Source organism: Cellulomonas sp. P5_C6 (assembly GCF_054049635.1).
Map to the genome: position 1 here is coordinate 1 of NZ_JBFULZ010000084.1, position 16,063 is coordinate 16,063.

Below are 16,063 nucleotides of genomic sequence, written 5' to 3' on the forward strand. Positions count from 1 at the left end.
CCTCGTCGTCCGCGCCGATCACGGCCGCCCGCACGTGTCGGGCCAGCTGCGGCGCGGTCATCCCGTCGGCGGCGGCCACGGCGTCGACTACGACGCCGTCGGCCGACGCGCGATCGGCCACCGCGACCTCGTCGAGGATCACGTCGACCTTGCGGGTACCGATCAACCCGGCGGACCAGGCATCGCAGAGCGACGGGAATTCTGCGGCCGACTGCGCCCGCACGACCAGTCGCTCGGCTGCCTGCCGAGTGCACACCAGGGCACTGGCCAGCTCGTCACCGGTGATCCGCAGGACGTCCGGACCGCTCCGCGCGGCAAGCTCGCGCACGAACGCCGCCTGCCTCGCCTGCGCGGCGGCGATCGTCTGCTCCCAGCCCATGATCGCGTTGACCAGGTGTGCACCCGGCAGGTCGGCGGGGTCGACCGACTCGAGGGTTCCCGCGAGCGCCGACACCGAGAGCCGGGGCCCGGCCACCGGGAACGACGGCAGCATCGGCACGGCGTCGCTCGAGTACGCGGGCCCATCGACGAACGGGTCCACCACCCGGTACGTGAACTCGGGCAGCGGGTAGGGGACGTAGGGCTCGGACCAGTCGGGCGGCTCGTGCGACAGGCAGGGTTCCCACGCCGAGGCGTCAGCCCACGACTGCCACGGGACGTCGAGCTCGGACGTGCCGGGTTCGAGCAACGCCGTCATGTCCACTACCTCCGTCACCGATGGCTTCTATCGCTCGTACAAGTGTACGAATGCCCACTGACATCGGCTGCGACCAGGGGCGATGCTGTGGATGGGCAGCTCGCCGCGCGGGCTGTGGGCGGCTCGCGGCGCGCGACGACGTGACGCCGTGACGCCGTGACGAGGACAAGGGGGGCGCGGGGGGGTGACGCGGCGACGGGGCGACGCAGTGAGGCGGTGAGGCGGTGACGCCACAGGGTCCACGCGCGCCTGACCGCGGACCCGAACCCCAGGGCAGCCGCGGCGCTGGTCAAGCGCGGGCGTACCCCCGCAGGCTGTCGACGACCAGCTCGGGCACCAGGTCGGCGTCGTCGCCCACGGACCGCTCCGGGAAGTCGAACACCGCCAGCATCATCTGCATCGGGTACGCGGGCGGTCGCGCGCAGCTGCGCACCAGGACGCCGTCGACCAGGAACTCGGCCCGCTCGGGGCTCCAGTCGACGGCGTAGGTGTGGAACGCCGCGACGTCGAGCGGCAGCCGCACGGCCGCCCAGTCCTCGACGAGCGCGGGATCCCTGAACGGGTGCAGGCCCACGCCGACCTCGGCGGACCCGGGCCGCAGTGCGTCGCCGAACACCTCCATCACGCAGATCTCGCCGCTCCGCTCGGGCGAGTCCTCGAGCCCGACCAGCCAGAACGCGGCCATCGACCGGGGCGACAGCACGGCACGCGCGCGGAGCTCGATGAGGCCGCCGCTCGGCGTCCAGCCCGCGAACGGCTCCTGCGCGTCGCGCACGACGAGCCCGTCGCGGTACGGCTGCTGTCCGCGGGTGCCGCCCACGGGGCCGGACCAGTTCCCGGACTGGATGCCGGACACACGCGTCGGCGGCAGGTGGTCATCAGCACACCAGAGGCCCCGCGCAGGCGGGATGAAGAGGCGCAGGCACGAGTCGCGGAGCTCGTACGACGCCGCAGTCAGCTCCCGCGAGCTCCACGCCGGCAGGTAGTGCGGCAGCCACACGGCAGGATCGAGGTCGGGACCGTCGAAGTCGTCCTCGAAGACCAGTCCGTCGGGGTGGTCGGTCACGAACCCCAGTCTCCGACAGCCCCGAGCAGAAGGCAGCCCCAGAGACCATGGACGTCCCCCGCTGGGCCCTCGCCTCCGCGATCGCCGCGCCCGTCGCCATGATCGGCGGCTGGACCCTCGCGGCGGCGCAGCAGCCGTCGTTCGACCCGGTGCAGGAGACGATCAGCGCGCTGGCGGCGTCGACCGCGACCGACCCCTGGATCATGACCGCCGGCCTGGCGGTCACCGGTGTCGCGCACATGGTGACCGCGGCCGGGCTGCGACCGGTCCCCCGCACCGGCCGGCTGCTGCACGCGCTGGGCGGTGCCGCCACGCTCGCCGTCGCAGCACTTCCCGTCGACGCCTACCCGAAGGCCCACGGCATCGCCGCGGGCATCGGGTTCGGCGCCCTCGCGCTCTGGCCGGCGTTCGCCAGGCGCCGCGGGGCGACCGGCATCCTGCGGCCGGCCGTCGCCGTCGGAGCCTCCGTGGTGCTGGTCGGACTGCTCGGGGTGTTCGTCGTCGAGCTGCAGGCCGGCGGCGGCGCGGTCGGACTGACCGAACGCGCCGTCGCCGGTGCAGAGGCGCTGTGGCCTCTCGTCGTGGTGCTGGCGCTCAGACGAGCTGGTCGCTGAGCACGTCGAACGCCGAGTCCCACCCGTCGTAGACGTCCCCGTCGCCGGGCTGCCCGCCGACGCCGTCGACGTGGAAGATCATGCGGGTGCGTGCCCCGAGGTCCTCGAGCGTCACGGTGATCACGGGTGCGAGCGCGTCGGGGTCGCCCGGGGCGGCCCAGGTGAAGACGAGCCGCTCGGGCTCGACCACCTCGCGGTACGTGCCGGCGGTCGGGTACTCGCTGCCGTCGGGCGCGATCATCGTGTACTGGTAGCTGCCACCGGGGCGCACGTCGATCTCGACCGAGTCGCGGGGGGTCACCAGGCCGCGCGGGTGCCACCAGTGCGCGGCCTCGGCGGGGTCCGTCCACGCCTGCCAGATCGCGGCGCGCGGGGCGTCGAAGATGCGCGTGATGGTGAAGGCCTTCTGGTCCGTCTCAATCATGGTCTGCCTCTTCTCGGGTCTGTCGGATGTGTCGCAGTCGCTCGTCCAGCAGGTCGAAGCGCTCCTCCCAGTGCCGGCGGTGTCCGTCGACCCAGGTGGCGACCTCGTCCAGGGGCTCCGTGCGCAGCGCACAGGTGCGCCACTGGGCCGTGACCGTGCGCTCGATGAGTCCCGCCTCCTCGAGCACCCGCAGGTGCTGCGAGACGGCGGACCGGCTCATGGCGAACGGGGCGGCCACCTCACCGGCGGTCGTCGGCCCCTGCGAGAGCTGCGTGAGGATCGCCCGCCGGGTCGGGTCCGCGAGCGCGGCGAACACCACGCTGAGGCTGTCCCGTGCGGGCATGTGAGCAACTCCTTAATTAAGCGACGCCTTCAACGTACGACGACGAATCGCGGCGGTCAACCCCTGCGCCGAGATCGATCGCGCTCAGCGCAGCAGGTCCGCGATCCGCGCGATGCCGTCGCCCACGGCGGACGGCCGCACGTTCCCGAACCCGAGCACCAGCCGCGCGCGCTCGTCGGACGACACGGCCCGGTACTGCGCCATGGCATGCAGGCCGACCGACCGCTTCGCGGCCTCGTCGACGATCGCCTGCTCGTCCCGCCTGCCGCCGAGCGTGACGACGAGGTGGAACCCCGCCGCCAGGCCGGCGACCTCGATGCCGGGTGCGTTGCGCTGCAGCGCGTCGACGAGCACGGTCCGCCGCGCGGTGTAGCGCGCTCGCATGCGCCGCAGATGACGGTCGTACCGCCCGGATCGCACGAGCAGCGCGAGGGCCAGCTGGTCGAGCACGGGCGATCCCCGGTCGGCGCGCTCCCGCAGGACAGCGACCTCGGAGGCGAGGCCGGGCGGGCACAGTGCCCACCCCAACCGGAGCGCGGGTGCCAACGACTTGCTCACCGAGCCCAGCAGCACGACGCGGTCGGGCGCGAGGCCCTGCAGGGCGCCGACCGGCTCGTCGCCGTACCGGAACTCGGCGTCGTAGTCGTCCTCGAGCACCGTGGCCCCGCGCTCGCGCGCCCACGCGACCAGCTGGCGGCGGCGCGACGGGCTGAGCAGCACCCCGGTGGGCGACTGGTGCGCCGGCGTCACCAGGACGGCGCCGGCCGACGTCGCGGCGAGGGCGTCCACGTCGATCCCGTCGTCGTCGACCGGCACCGGGACGACCACGAGCCCGAGCTCCGCCGCGAGCGCGGACGAGTCACGGTCGCCGGGATCCTCGACGGCGAGCGTCGTCAGGCCGCGCGCCATCAACGCCCGCAGCACGACCTGCAGGCCCTGCGCGAAGCCCGCGGTGACCACGAGCTCCGACGGGCGCGCGCGGGCGTTGCGGACCCGGGAGAGGTAGGCCGCGAGCACCTCGCGCAGCTCGGGGACGCCCTCGGGCCCGGCGTACCCGAGCATCGCGTTGGGGGCGTCTCGCAGCGCCTCCCGCAGGCAGCGCCCCCAGTCCGCGCGAGGGAACGAGTCGAGGTCGGGGATCCCGGGCCGCAGGTCCACCTGCCACGCGACGGGCGGGACGGCGGACGACACGGCGCCGTCGATCCGGACGGTGCCGGTGTCGGCCACCCAGGTCGCCGCTCCCCGCTGCGAGCGCAGGTACCCCTCGGCCTGCAGCTGGGCGTAGCACTCGGTGACGACGCCGCGCGCGACGCCGAGCCTGGCCGCCAGGGCTCGCGAGGACGGCAGCCGCTCCCCCGGCGCGAGCCGCCCGTCCCGGACGGCCTCCCGGACCGCCGTCTCGAGCTGGTCCCGGAGCGGCCCGGGCGCGTCCCGGTCGAGCCGGAGCAGGAGCTCCGGCGGCGAAGTGGACCACTCCACGGGCACAGAAGTGGACCTTACCGGTGCACCACTGCGTCCCTACCGTGAAGGGATCGTCGGACGAGGAGGGCATCGTGGGCATCGTCAGGGTCAGCGCATCGGTCTCGCTGGACGGCTTCAGCGCCGGGCCGGACACGTCGGACGCGGCACCGCTGGGGATCGGCGGTGAGCGCCTGCACCGATGGCTGTTCCCCGACGAGGACGCCGACCGCGCCGTCACGGCCGGAGGGACCTCCGCCGCGGGCGACGACGCCTCCGTCGCGGCCGCCCAGCACGCGAGCACGGGCGCGGTCGTCGTCGGGCGACGTACCTACGACGTCGGCGTCKAGCTGTGGGGCGACACCCCCTGGCCGGTGCCGACGTTCGTCGTGACGCACCGCGCGCACGAACCTCGGCCGATGCCCAGCGCGACGTTCACCTTCGTCACCGACGGCGTCGAGAGCGCAGTGACCCAGGCGCGCGGAGCCGCGGGCGACCGGGACGTGCTGGTCATGGGCGGCGCCGAGATCTGCCAGCAGGTCATCGCGGCCGGGCTGGCCGACGAGCTGCTGCTCACCCTCGTCCCGGCCCTGCTGCACCGCGGCGTCCGGCTTCTCGACCACGTCGGCTCCGGCGTGACGGAGCTCGAGCGCACCGAGGTCGTCGCGACGGCTCAGGCCACGCACCTGCGGTACCGGTTCGTGCGGTGACGCGGCAGTGACCAGCCACGACGTGGCGGTGAGCAGCCCCGCGGGCGCGCGCCGCCCCTGCGTGGCACGCTGACCGGATGCCGCAGAGTCTCCCCCGCACCATCGGCCGGATCGCGCTCGGCGCGGGCCTCCTGTTCGCCGGCACCAGCCACCTCACCTGGAGCCGCACCGAGTTCCGCGCGCAGGTGCCGCCGTGGATCCCGGTGAGCGCCGACGCCGTGGTCCTCGGATCGGGTGTGGCCGAGCTGGCGATCGGCGGTGCGCTCGTCGCCCTGCCGAAGCAGCGMGTCACCGTCGGGGCGATCGCCGCCGCGTTCTTCGTCGCGATCTTCCCGGGCAACATCTCCCAGCTGGTCACACGCACGGACGCCTTCCACCTCGACTCCGACCGTGCCCGGGCGATCCGCCTGCTCTTCCAGCCGCTGCTGGTGGCCTGGGCGTTGTGGTCGACGGGCGCGTGGAGCGCCTGGCGGCAGCGGTCCGCCGGCTAGCGCGCCACGGCCCGCGCCACGCGCACCGCGTCGATCCGCGCCTCGCGCAGGAGTCCGCTGATCGGCTGGTTGTAGCCCACGAAGTACAGCCCGGGGGCCGTCGACGTCGTCTGCGGGCCGCGGGCGACCGGCATGCCGTGCGTGTCGAGGACGTCGAGGTGGCCGACGAGCTGCTCCAGCCCGCGCCTGTAGCCGGTGGCGGCGATGACCACCTCGGGCTGGATCCGGGAGCCGTCGGCGAGCACGACGTCGGCGCCGTCGAAGGACTCGACAGCCGCGACCGGCTCGACCGCCCGGGCCTGCACCGCCGCGATGAGCCCGACGTCCTGCACCGGCACGGACCCCACCAGCACCCGCGAGTAGAGCCCGGTGGTCGGCCGAGGGAGTCCGAACTCCGACAGGTCCGGCACCTCGACCCGGGCGACACCGCGCGCGATCCGGTCGACCACGGGCACCGGCAGGTGCCGCACGAGGATGCCGGTCCCCTGCGCCGGCCAACCGAAGTTGGACCGTCGGACGATGTGCGGAGGCGTCCGGATCGCCAGCCGCACGCGGGAGGCGTCACCCTCGGTCAGGTCGACGGCGATCTCGGCTCCCGTGTTGCCGACGCCGACGACGAGCACGTCCCGCCCGCGATACGGGCCCGGGTTGCGATAGTCCGAGGCGTGCACGAGCTCGCCGGTGTACGTCGCGCGGCCGGGCCATGCGGGCGGGACGGGCGTGTGGTTGTAGCCGGTCGCCACAACCACGGCTCGTGCGCTCAGCGACTCGCCGGCCGTCGTCTCCACCCGCCAGGTGCCGTCGACGTCCCGGTCGATCCGGGCGACCTCGACCCCGGTGCGGACGCGCAGCCGGTGGTGCGCGGTGTAGGTCTCGAGGTAGCGCACGACGTCGGCCCGCGCGACCCAGCGTCCGTAGCGCCGCGGGATCACCATGCCGGGCAGGCTCGACCMGCGGCGCGTGGTGTGCAGGTGGAGCCGCTCGTAGTGCCGGCGCCAGGATGCGCCGACGGCGTCGGACCGTTCGAGCACCAGGGCGCGGACGCCGCGGCGACCCAGGGACGCGGCGACGGCGAGCCCGGCGGGGCCTCCGCCGACGACGATGACGGGGAGGCTGCCACTGTGCATGGCCTCTTCCTACCTCCCGCGCCCTCGCACGACCAGGGGCCGTCCGGGTGGCGCAGATCGACAGTCTCAACTGGACAGTTTCAACTGTTGAATCTAGGCTGACGGCATGGACGAGACCGCCGCCACCGCCGCTCGCGAGCTGCGCGTCGTGTTCGGCCGGCTCCGCCGCAGGCTCCGGGAGGTCTCCGGCGTCAGCGAGCTCACGCCGTCCCAGGCCTCCGTGCTCAGCCGCCTGGACAAGGACGGCGCCGCCACCGCCAGCGCGCTCGCGCAGGTGGAGCGCGTCCGCCCGCAGTCGGTGGCCGCCACGCTGGCCGCCCTCGACGAGCGCGGGCTGGTCCGTCGCGACCCCGACCCGGACGACGGACGGCGCCAGCTCGTGTCGCTCACCGAGGAGGGCCGCGCGCGGCTGGCCGGGGACCGGCAGGCGCGCGAGGAGTGGCTGGCCAGCGCCCTGCAGGACCGGTACTCCGAGGACGAGCGGCGCACGATCCTCGACGCCCTCGCCCTGCTCGACCGCCTGACCCAGCCGTGACGGCGGTCGCCACGGGGTTCGACCGCCGCCTGACCGCCCCGCTGATCCTGGGGTCGGTGCTCAACCCGATCAACTCGTCGATGCTCGCGGTCGCGCTCATCCCGATCGGGCTCGCGCTCGGCGCTCCCCCGTCGCAGACCGTCTGGCTGGTCTCGGCGTTGTACCTGGCCACCGCCGTCGGCCAGCCGGTGGTCGGTCGCCTGGTCGACCTGTTCGGCCCGCGCCGGCTGTACCTCGTCGGCACCGCCCTGGTCGGGATCGCGGGGGTCGCCGGCGCGCTCGCGCCCGACCTCGGCGTGCTCGTCGGCTCCCGGGTGCTGCTCGGGCTGGGCACCTGCGCCGCGTTCCCGGCGGCGATGTCCCTGCTGCGCAGCGAGTCGCTGCGGACCGGCCAGGACAGCCCGACCGGCATCCTCACGGCCCTGTCCGTCGCCAACCAGAGCGTCGCCATCATCGGCCCGACGCTCGGCGGACTGCTGATCGCGGTCGGCGGCTGGCGCACGATCTTCACCATCAACATCCCGCTGTCGATCGCGTGCCTGATCCTGGGCTGGCTGCGGCTGCCCCGGACGGCGTCGCGGACAGGCTCGGTGAGCCGCCTCGACCTGGCCGGCATCGGCCTGTTCGCCGCGATGCTCACCGCCCTGATGCTCTTCCTCATGAACCCCCGCGCCGGGGACTGGTACCTGCTGGCGATCACGCTCGCCTCCGCGACCGCCCTGGCCGTGCGCGAGCTGCGCGTGGCCGAGCCGTTCCTCGACCTGCGGCTGCTGCGCGGCAACGCCCCGCTCCTGGCGACGTTCGGGCGGCAGCTGCTCAACTCGACCGCGATCTACGCGTTCCTCTACGGCTACGTGCAGTGGCTCGAGGCCGGTCGCGGCATGAGCGCCGCGGCCGCGGGCCTGCTGCTGCTGCCGATGTCGCTCGCCGCGGTCGTCGCGTCGGCCGTCTCGGGCCGGTACCGGGAGCTGCGGGGCAAGCTCGTGATCGGCAGCTGCTCCTTGATCGTCGGGTGCACGCTGCTGCTCCTGGCCGGCACCGCGACCGCCACCTGGGTGCTCATCGGCCTGGCCGGCCTGGTCGGCGTCAGCCAGGGGCTCAACGGCCTCGCCAACCAGAACGCCCTGTACCGCCAGGCCGAGACCGAGCGCATGGGGTCGGCCGCGGGGCTGCTGCGGACGTTCACCTACCTCGGCGCGATCGTGGCCGCGGCCGTCGTCGCCGCCGCGTACGCCACCGGCGCCCACACCGGCGGCCTCCACCGCCTCGCCGCGCTGATGCTCGTCTGCGGCATCGCGCTCCTCCTCGTCTCCGTCCTCGACCGCTCGCTCCGACTCGAAAGGCACTCCTCATGACCCTGAGCACCCTCGACCCCGTCACCGCCCTCATCGTCATCGACCTGCAGAACGGCATCGTCAGCCTGCCCACGGCGCACCCGACGGCCGACGTCGTCCGCCGCTCCGCGCAGCTCGCCGACGCCTTCCGCCGCCACGACCTGCCCGTCGTCCTCGTCCGGGCGCTGGGCCGCGCCCCGGGGCGCACGGAGGCCCCGCTGCGCTCGGGCAACGCCCCGGTGCCCGAGGGCTTCGCCGACCTGGTCGCGGAGCTCACCCCGCAGCCCGGCGACCACCTGATCGCCAAGCGGACCTGGGGCGCCTTCCACGAGACCGGCCTCGCGGACCTGCTCGCGGGCCTCGGGGTCACGCAGGTGGTCGTCGTCGGTGTCGCGACGAGCGCCGGTGTCGAGTCGACGGCCCGCGCGGCCCACGAGCACGGGCTCAATGTCACGCTCGCGGTCGACGCGATGACCGACATGAGCGCCGAGGCGCACGAGAACAGCGTGGCGCGGATCTTCCCGCGCATCGGCGAGACCGGGACGACCGACGAGGTCATCGCCCTGCTGGACGCCTAGACGCGCTCCAGCAGGGTCAGCACCTCGTAGTGCGTGGTCTGCGGGAACATGTCGAGCACCTGGGCCCGGCGCGGACGCAGCGACGGCATCGCCGCGAGGTCCTTGGCCAGCGACGCGGCGTTGCAGCTGGAGTAGACGACGTGCCGGACCTCCGAGGCCTCCAGCCACCGGCTGAGCTCGTCGCCGATCCCGCGCCGCGGGGGGTTCACGATCACGAGCTCCGGGGCCCGGCCCGTCCCGACCGCGAAGGCCGTCGCGTCGCCCGCGGCGAACCGCACCCGGGACAGCCCGGCGTCGGACGCGCTCGACGTGGCGCTCGCGATCGCCTCGGTGCTGGTCTCGATGCCGACGACGTCGCGGCCGGGGTCGGCGCAGTGCAGGGCGAACCCGCCGACCCCGCAGTACAGGTCCCAGATGCTCGCCGGGGCCAGCTCGTCGACCCAGGCCGTCGCGTGGCGGTACAGCGCCGCGGCGATCTCGGTGTTCGTCTGGAAGAAGCTCTGCGGGCGCAGGTGCATGTCGATGCCGTTGACGCGCATGCGCAGGGTCTCCTCCGCGGTGAGCATGATCTCGCGCTCGCCCTCGAGCACGGCCTTGTGGTCAGGCAGGAGGTTGACCGAGGCCACCCGCAGGCCCGGGATCGCGTCGAGCAGCCAGGGCAGGTGCTTGCGGATGCGGGCGACGGGCTCCTGCGATCGCAGCACGAACCGGAGCATCAGCTCACCGTCCGGCGACTGTGTGACCAGCAGGTTCTTGAGCTCCCCGGTGCGCGCCGGCACGTCGTAGGGCGTCAGGTTCGCGCGCGTGACGAACGCCGCCAGCACCGGGAACGTCGCCGAGAGGCTCTCGGGGTAGAGGCCGCAGCCCTGCAGGTCGACTCCCCCGCCCTCGGCGTCGAGGATGCCCAGCGTCGGCTCGGCGACGGTGCCGCCGACGACCATCTTCGCCTTGTTCCGGTACCCCGACTCCCGGCCGCTGACCGGCGGGAGCCAGGTCAGGTCGGCACGCTCACCCAGCAGGTGCCGGCAGTGCCGCTCCTTGTCCGCGACCTGCTCCCCGTGCGGGCGGCMCATCCACGTGCACGACCGGCAGCGGTACGCGTCGAAGTAGGAGCACTGCACCTGCGCGACTCTACGGCGGCTGAACGGCTGCCCAAATCCTGAGTACGTCGATCAACATATGAGACATGGGTGTTCCCGGTCGCCCGGACAGGTCATCCTCGTCCCATGCTCACCGGCCGCCGCCCCGTCACGACGTGTTGTCCCGTCGTCACGGCTGCCGCGCGCCCCTGCTGTCCGCGGACCGCCTGAACCCAGCTCCGCCCGTCCCCCGGCAGAGCGCTCGACGCCCCGCCGCACCTGACGGCAGCTCGACGCACCGCCACCCCCGTCCCCCACGGAGGTCACGCCTCATGGCGTCCACCCACATCCTTGTCCGCGTGCCGTCGCCGCGATGTCGCTGAGCCCGCCCGCTCACCGACCGTTCGCCCTCGACACCCCAAGGACCTGACATGACCGCCCGGACCACGCGCCGCGTCGCCCTCGCTCTCACCGCCCTCCTCACGGCCTCGCTCGCCGCCTGCTCGTCGGGTGCTGCCGCCGACAGCCCCGCCACCGACGCCGCCACGCCCACCGCCGACGGCCCGCTGGCCGAGGCGCCCGAGCTGCGGCTCGGCTACTTCGCCAACCTCACGCACGCCAACGCGCTGGTCGGCGTCGACGACGGGACCTACCAGAAGGCCCTCGGCGACACGAAGCTCACCACSCMGATCTTCAACGCCGGCCCSGCCGCSGTCGAGGSSCTGTTCGGYGGCGCGATCGACGCGTCGTTCRTCGGCCCCAACCCCGCCATCAACGCGTTCGCGCAGTCCAACGGCGACGCGATCCGCATCGTCAGCGGCGCGACCTCGGGCGGCGCCCAGCTGGTGGTCCGCGACGGCATCGACAAGCCGGCCGACCTCAAGGGCACCACGCTGGCGACGCCGCAGCTGGGCAACACCCAGGACGTGGCCCTGCGCGCGTGGCTCGACGACAACGGGCTCAAGACGTCGCTGACCGGCGGCGAGAGCGACGTGACCATCGCGCCGCAGGAGAACTCGCAGACGCTCGACGCGTTCAAGGCCGGCACGGTGGACGGCGCCTGGCTCCCCGAGCCGTGGGCGTCGCGCCTGGTGGTCGACGCGGGCGCGCACGTGCTCGTCGACGAGAAGGACCTGTGGCCCGACGGCGACTTCGTCACCACGCACCTCATCGTCTCGACCGACTACCTCTCCAAGTACCCCGGCACGGTGAAGAAGCTCATCGAGGCCGTGTACGAGACGAACGAGTGGATCGCGGCTAACCCCGACGAGGCCAAGACGACGGCCAACGCGGCGATCGAGAAGCTCAGCGGCAAGCCGCTCTCGCAGGACGTGCTCGACCGGGCGTGGGGCAACCTGCGGCTCACGCTCGACCCGATCGCGTCGAGCCTGCAGACGTCGGCCGACAACGGCGTGGCGGCCGGCGTCTCCAAGGCGACCGACCTGCACGGCATCTACGACCTGACTCTGCTCAACCAGGTCCTGACGGAGCACGACCAGGACCCGGTCGACGACGCAGGCCTGGGGGGTTCGGGCAAGTGACGACCACGACCGCGACGGCGACCCCGGTGACCACCGACTCCGGGGCCGCCGTCGCGGCGCGCCTGACGGACGTCACCCAGCACTTCGGGGAGGCGTCCCGACCGCCCGTGCTCGAGCACATCGACCTCACCGTCCACCGCGGGGAGTTCGTCAGCCTGCTCGGCGCGTCCGGCTGCGGGAAGTCCACGCTGCTCTCCTTGGTCGCCGGGCTGGACAAGCCCGTGTCCGGCACGGTCGAGGTCACCGGTGGCCGGCCGGCACTGATGTTCCAGGAGCCCGCGCTCTACCCGTGGCTCACCGCGGGGGCCAACATCGAGCTCGCGCTGCGGCTGCGCGGGATCGGACGCACCGAGCGCCGCGAGGAGGCGCAGCGCCTGCTGGCCCTGGTCCGCCTCGAGGGTGCCGGGCCCAAGCGCGTGCACGAGCTGTCCGGCGGCATGCGGCAGCGCGTCGCCCTCGCACGTGCGCTGGCGCAGGAGGGCGACCTGCTGCTCATGGACGAGCCGTTCGCGGCGCTCGACGCGATCACGCGCGACGTCCTGCACGAGGAGCTCATGCGCATCTGGGCCGAGACCGGCCGCGCGGTGATCTTCGTGACGCACAACGTCCGCGAGGCGGTCCGGCTCGGGCAGCGCGTCGTCCTGCTCTCCTCGCGGCCCGGCCGCGTGGTGCGCGAGTGGACCGTCGACCTGCCGCAGCCGCGGCGCATCGAGGACCCGGGGGTGTCGCGCCTGAGCGCCGAGATCACCGAGCACCTGCGTGAGGAGATCGCCCGCCATGGCCACTGAGACAGCCGCGCCCGTCCGCCCCAGCGAGCGCGACCTCGCCGCAGGGCTCGACGCGCTCGAGACGCCGATCGCGGTCCCCCGTCGCTCCCCGTGGGCGGAGGCCTGGCGTGCGATCTGGCCGGTCCTCGCCGCGCTGACGCTCCTGGTCGCGATCTGGCAGGTCGCCTACGTCCTCGAGCTCAAGCCGCCCTACGCGCTGCCGAGCCCGGCGGACACCTGGCAGACCCTCCTGCACTCGATCCAGGACGGCTCCGCCTGGCGCGCGGTCAGCCTGAGCCTGCAGCGGGCCGCCGTCGGGTTCATCCTGTCCGTCATCGTCGGCGTGGCCATCGGGGTCGTGCTCGCCGCGTCCCCCCTGCTGCGGCGGGCGTTCGGGCCGATCATCACCGGCCTGCAGTCGCTGCCGTCCGTGGCCTGGGTGCCGGCCGCGATCATCTGGTTCCAGTTCAGCAACGCGACGATGTACGCCGTGATCCTGCTCGGCGCGGTGCCGTCGATCGTCAACGGCCTGCTCGCCGGGACCGACCAGGTGCCGCCGCTGTACCTGCGCGTCGGCCAGGTGCTGGGCGCCCGCGGCTGGACCCGGATCCGGTACGTCCTGCTGCCCGCCGCGCTGCCCGGCTTCCTCGGGGGGCTCAAGCAGGGGTGGGCGTTCGCGTGGCGCTCGCTCATGGCCGCCGAGCTCATCACCTACTCGCCGCAGCTGGGCACCGGGCTCGGGCAGCTGCTCGACATCGGCCGGCAGACCAGCGACATGTCCCTGGTCATCGCCTCGATCAGCCTGATCTTCCTGGTCGGCATCCTCATCGAGCTGCTGGTGTTCGCCCCGCTCGAGCGGCACGTGCTGCACTCCCGCGGGCTCACCGGCGCCGTGTCGTCGAAGGGCCGCGGCTAGGCGCCGGCGCGCTCCAGCAGCCCGCGGACGTACGACGCCTGACCGGCGTGCTGCAGGCTGTCCCCGACGATGCTGACCAGCCGGACGCCGAGGGTCACGGGCGGGTCCCAGCGCTCGTCGACCACCACGTCGAGGTCGTCGGGCTCGAGGCGCTCCAGGTACGCGGCGGTCTGCTCGGCGACCGCCGCGTAGTAGCCGAGCAGCAGCTCGCCCGACGCCCGGACCTGGCCGACCTCCTCGGAGCTCTGCCCGTAGCCGCTGGCGGAGCGGGCGAACGGCAGGTCGAAGCGGTCCGCCCAGCCTTGCGCGGTCCAGACCTGCTCGACGCCGGCCACGTCGGCGATCTGCGCGTCCTCGCCACGCCCCGCATGCCAGGCGAGCCAGGCGATCGTGTTCGCGGCGGGGTCGGGCCGGTACGTCAGCTGGTCCACGGACAGCCCGCCGACCGCCCGGCGCAGCACCTCCCCCACGCGCGAGAAGGACTCGGTCAGCAGCTCGGAGATGTCCACGAGCAGGACGCTACGTCGATGCACCCACGCGCGCGCGATGGGGAAGGATGGCGGTTCTCGACGCGGAGGGATCGACCATGACTGCGTGCGTACCGACGTGACGGCCTCATGAGCTACGAGTTCGAGGCACCTCTGTGGCTGTGGGAGGCCCGGCGCACCGATGCGTGGACGTTCGTCAGCCTCCCGACCGAGGTGGCCGACGAGGTGCTCGACCTGGTGGGTGACCGGACGCGCGGGTTCGGGTCGGTGCGGGTCGAGGTGACCGTCGGCGCCACGGTGTGGCGGACGTCGATCTTCCCGTCGTCGGACACCTACGTGCTGCCGGTGAAGAAGGCCGTGCGCCGGGCCGAGTCGCTCGAGGTCGGCGACCCCGTCCGCGTGGAGCTGACCCTGGTGGACTTCTAGGTCGCGTCGGACCCGCAGCGGCGCAGGATCTCGTCGACGACGGCCTCGATCGGAGCGGTCGCGTCGATGACCTCGCCGTCCTGCGGCACGTCCGCTCCCGTCCGGTGCCACCGCACGATGAGCTCGCGGTCGGTCGGCACCCCGCCGCCCCACTCCTCGTCCGGCCGCGCGTCGAGCCGGCGGTGCAACGTGGCGAGGTCGACGTGCAGGACGAACACCCTGTCGAACAGGTCGAGGAAGCCGGAGAAGTTGCGCGAGCCTCCGCAGAAGAACGTCGCCGCCTCCCCCCGGTCTGCCGCCAGCGCCCTGACCTTGTCGACGTCCCAGAGGTGGTTCTCGTGCGCGCCGACCTCGGTCGGTTCCCCGGTCTGCGGGTCACCCTGGTAGGCCAGCTCCCGGTCGCCGTGGACCACCTGGTACCCGCGCCGGTTCAGCTCGTCGGCCACCGACGTCTTGCCGGTGCCGGACAGGCCCTCGACCAGGTAGTTCCGCCGTCCCACGTCAGCGCCTCCCGCCGTCGGTGGCCTGCCGTGGGTGGGTGTGACCGCGCGCCCCCATGATCACCGATGATGTGGCTGCCTACCCGATCAATTGGAGCCCCGCATGACCGTCGCCTACTGGGTCCTCGCCTCGCTGCTCGCCGCGCTGTACCTCTACTCGGGCGGCATGAAGGTGTTGCGGACGCGGGACCAGCTGCGGCCGATGATGGCGTGGGTCGACGACCTGCCGTTCCCGCTCGTGCGCACCATCGGCGTGCTCGAGGTGCTCGGCGCCATCGGGCTGATCGTGCCCCCGCTCGTCGGCGTCGCGCCCGGCCTGGCCCTCGCCTCGGCGATCGGCTTCGTGCTCCTGCAGATCGGCGCGATCGCGGTCCACGTCAGGCGCGGCGAGGTCAGGTCGGCCGTCGGGTTCAACGGGACTCTGCTCGTCCTCGCCGGCGTCAYCGCCTGGCTCGCCACCGCCTGGGTCTAGACGAGGTCCGCCAGCATCGCCGCCGCCCTCGCCGCGCCGTCGGTCTGCACGGGGCGGTAGCGGACGTCGCGGCTGGCCTCCTTGAGGATCGCCTCCGCCAGGGCGTCGGGGTCCAGCGCGTCCTCGTATGCCAGGTGCCGGCCGGCCTCGTAGCGGTCGAGCCGCTTGCGCACGTGCACGTTCTGCTCGAAGTGGTGGCGCAGGGGCACGTAGACGAACGGCTTGTTCAGCGCGGTGAGCTCCATGGTCGTGGTCAGCCCGCCCTGCACGACCGCGACGTCGCAGGCCGCGAGGTGCCGGAACAGGTCCGGCACGTAACCGAGCACGGTGGACCCCTCGTAGGCCGGGAGCGAGGCGGGGTCGATGCGGGGGCCCGTGACGAACGCGAACCGGAGCTCCGGCGCSRSCTSGCGSACMAGCGGCACGRCGTCCATGACGCGCCGCAGCAGAGACGTGCCGACGCYGGAACCGCCGACGGTCACCAGGCAGAGCTTCTC

The 16,063-nt window shown here is 73.4% G+C and carries 21 protein-coding genes; 11 read left to right on the plus strand and 10 right to left on the minus strand.

The window, feature by feature from the left end; translation table 11 throughout:
* Together ACXJKG_RS11365 and ACXJKG_RS11370 are read right to left on the minus strand one after the other, a co-directional pair.
* On the minus strand, positions 1–715 hold a 715-nt coding region (locus tag ACXJKG_RS11365), incomplete at its 3' end, for a hypothetical protein (RefSeq protein WP_456845871.1).
* Positions 716–986: 271 nt separating this feature from the next.
* Entirely contained in the window at positions 987–1,763 is a 777-nt protein-coding gene (locus tag ACXJKG_RS11370; RefSeq protein WP_456845872.1) for a glycoside hydrolase family 16 protein, read from the minus strand.
* 47 nt (positions 1,764–1,810) lie between these two features.
* On the opposite strand from ACXJKG_RS11370, the gene ACXJKG_RS11375 reads away from it, so the two are divergent.
* Positions 1,811–2,377, plus strand: a complete 567-nt coding sequence (locus ACXJKG_RS11375; RefSeq protein ID WP_456845873.1) for a DUF998 domain-containing protein — start codon at positions 1,811–1,813, stop codon at positions 2,375–2,377.
* On the opposite strand, the gene ACXJKG_RS11380 is transcribed toward ACXJKG_RS11375, so the two are convergent.
* The 3 genes from ACXJKG_RS11380 to pdxR all read right to left on the minus strand — a co-directional run bounded on the left by ACXJKG_RS11380 (position 2,358) and on the right by pdxR (position 4,623).
* A complete protein-coding gene (locus tag ACXJKG_RS11380) occupies positions 2,358–2,801 on the minus strand; it encodes an SRPBCC family protein (RefSeq protein ID WP_456845874.1) in 444 nt (147 codons plus the stop codon). The two genes, ACXJKG_RS11375 and ACXJKG_RS11380, sit on opposite strands and share 20 nt — an antisense overlap.
* Positions 2,794–3,144, minus strand: a complete 351-nt coding sequence (locus ACXJKG_RS11385) for an ArsR/SmtB family transcription factor (RefSeq protein ID WP_456845875.1) — start codon at positions 3,142–3,144, stop codon at positions 2,794–2,796. The genes ACXJKG_RS11380 and ACXJKG_RS11385 overlap by 8 nt, the downstream gene beginning before the upstream one ends.
* An 84-nt stretch (positions 3,145–3,228) precedes the next feature.
* Positions 3,229–4,623 (minus strand): MocR-like pyridoxine biosynthesis transcription factor PdxR, encoded by a 1,395-nt coding sequence (gene pdxR / locus ACXJKG_RS11390; RefSeq protein WP_456845876.1) that lies wholly within the window; start codon positions 4,621–4,623, stop codon positions 3,229–3,231.
* A 74-nt stretch (positions 4,624–4,697) separates the two neighbouring features.
* Between pdxR and ACXJKG_RS11395 the strand changes: the two genes are divergently transcribed.
* Together ACXJKG_RS11395 and ACXJKG_RS11400 are read left to right on the plus strand one after the other, a co-directional pair.
* Complete coding sequence (locus ACXJKG_RS11395) at positions 4,698–5,312, plus strand: dihydrofolate reductase family protein (RefSeq protein ID WP_456845877.1); 615 nt, start codon at positions 4,698–4,700, stop codon at positions 5,310–5,312.
* A 77-nt stretch (positions 5,313–5,389) separates the two neighbouring features.
* A complete protein-coding gene (locus tag ACXJKG_RS11400) occupies positions 5,390–5,803 on the plus strand; it encodes a DoxX family protein (RefSeq protein ID WP_456845878.1) in 414 nt (137 codons plus the stop codon).
* On the opposite strand, the gene ACXJKG_RS11405 is transcribed toward ACXJKG_RS11400, so the two are convergent.
* Positions 5,800–6,930 (minus strand): flavin-containing monooxygenase, encoded by a 1,131-nt coding sequence (locus ACXJKG_RS11405; RefSeq protein WP_456845879.1) that lies wholly within the window; start codon positions 6,928–6,930, stop codon positions 5,800–5,802. The two genes, ACXJKG_RS11400 and ACXJKG_RS11405, sit on opposite strands and share 4 nt — an antisense overlap.
* 106 nt (positions 6,931–7,036) lie before the next feature.
* On the opposite strand from ACXJKG_RS11405, the gene ACXJKG_RS11410 reads away from it, so the two are divergent.
* Genes ACXJKG_RS11410 through ACXJKG_RS11420 form a run of 3 tightly spaced genes read left to right on the plus strand, consistent with a single transcriptional unit; the run spans position 7,037 to position 9,377 of the window.
* Positions 7,037–7,465 carry a MarR family winged helix-turn-helix transcriptional regulator gene (locus tag ACXJKG_RS11410; protein WP_456845880.1) on the plus strand — a complete coding sequence of 143 codons (429 nt, stop codon included), beginning with the start codon at positions 7,037–7,039 and terminating at the stop codon, positions 7,463–7,465.
* The gene (locus ACXJKG_RS11415; RefSeq protein ID WP_456845881.1) at positions 7,462–8,820 is read left to right on the plus strand and encodes an MFS transporter; all 1,359 of its coding nucleotides are present in this window, start codon (positions 7,462–7,464) and stop codon (positions 8,818–8,820) included. Before ACXJKG_RS11410 ends, ACXJKG_RS11415 begins: the two co-directional genes overlap by 4 nt.
* Positions 8,817–9,377, plus strand: coding sequence for an isochorismatase family protein (locus ACXJKG_RS11420; protein ID WP_456845882.1), 561 nt, complete (start codon positions 8,817–8,819; stop codon positions 9,375–9,377). The genes ACXJKG_RS11415 and ACXJKG_RS11420 overlap by 4 nt, the downstream gene beginning before the upstream one ends.
* On the opposite strand, the gene rlmC is transcribed toward ACXJKG_RS11420, so the two are convergent.
* Positions 9,374–10,498, minus strand: a complete 1,125-nt coding sequence (gene rlmC, locus ACXJKG_RS11425; protein ID WP_456845883.1) for a 23S rRNA (uracil(747)-C(5))-methyltransferase RlmC — start codon at positions 10,496–10,498, stop codon at positions 9,374–9,376. The genes ACXJKG_RS11420 and rlmC overlap by 4 nt on opposite strands.
* Before the next feature lie 389 nt (positions 10,499–10,887).
* Here rlmC and ACXJKG_RS11430 point away from each other — a divergent pair, with 389 nt between their 5' ends.
* Genes ACXJKG_RS11430 through ACXJKG_RS11440 form a run of 3 tightly spaced genes read left to right on the plus strand, consistent with a single transcriptional unit; the run spans position 10,888 to position 13,680 of the window.
* Positions 10,888–11,997, plus strand: coding sequence for an ABC transporter substrate-binding protein (locus tag ACXJKG_RS11430; RefSeq protein WP_456845884.1), 1,110 nt, complete (start codon positions 10,888–10,890; stop codon positions 11,995–11,997).
* A 26-nt stretch (positions 11,998–12,023) separates the two neighbouring features.
* The gene (locus ACXJKG_RS11435) at positions 12,024–12,785 is read left to right on the plus strand and encodes an ABC transporter ATP-binding protein (RefSeq protein ID WP_456845891.1); all 762 of its coding nucleotides are present in this window, start codon (positions 12,024–12,026) and stop codon (positions 12,783–12,785) included.
* A complete protein-coding gene (locus ACXJKG_RS11440; protein WP_456845885.1) occupies positions 12,775–13,680 on the plus strand; it encodes an ABC transporter permease in 906 nt (301 codons plus the stop codon). Before ACXJKG_RS11435 ends, ACXJKG_RS11440 begins: the two co-directional genes overlap by 11 nt.
* On the opposite strand, the gene ACXJKG_RS11445 is transcribed toward ACXJKG_RS11440, so the two are convergent.
* Positions 13,677–14,189: a mycothiol transferase gene (locus ACXJKG_RS11445; protein ID WP_456845886.1), complete on the minus strand. Its 513-nt coding sequence runs from the start codon at positions 14,187–14,189 to the stop codon at positions 13,677–13,679. The genes ACXJKG_RS11440 and ACXJKG_RS11445 overlap by 4 nt on opposite strands.
* Before the next feature lie 108 nt (positions 14,190–14,297).
* On the opposite strand from ACXJKG_RS11445, the gene ACXJKG_RS11450 reads away from it, so the two are divergent.
* Positions 14,298–14,594: a DUF1905 domain-containing protein gene (locus tag ACXJKG_RS11450; RefSeq protein WP_456845887.1), complete on the plus strand. Its 297-nt coding sequence runs from the start codon at positions 14,298–14,300 to the stop codon at positions 14,592–14,594.
* On the opposite strand, the gene ACXJKG_RS11455 is transcribed toward ACXJKG_RS11450, so the two are convergent.
* Positions 14,591–15,094: an AAA family ATPase gene (locus ACXJKG_RS11455; RefSeq protein WP_456845888.1), complete on the minus strand. Its 504-nt coding sequence runs from the start codon at positions 15,092–15,094 to the stop codon at positions 14,591–14,593. The two genes, ACXJKG_RS11450 and ACXJKG_RS11455, sit on opposite strands and share 4 nt — an antisense overlap.
* Before the next feature lie 103 nt (positions 15,095–15,197).
* Here ACXJKG_RS11455 and ACXJKG_RS11460 point away from each other — a divergent pair, with 103 nt between their 5' ends.
* Entirely contained in the window at positions 15,198–15,566 is a 369-nt protein-coding gene (locus tag ACXJKG_RS11460) for a DoxX family protein (protein WP_456845889.1), read from the plus strand.
* Here ACXJKG_RS11460 and ACXJKG_RS11465 read toward each other — a convergent pair.
* A partial coding sequence (locus ACXJKG_RS11465; protein WP_456845890.1) for a glycosyltransferase occupies positions 15,563–16,063 on the minus strand: 501 nt, incomplete at its 5' end. The genes ACXJKG_RS11460 and ACXJKG_RS11465 overlap by 4 nt on opposite strands.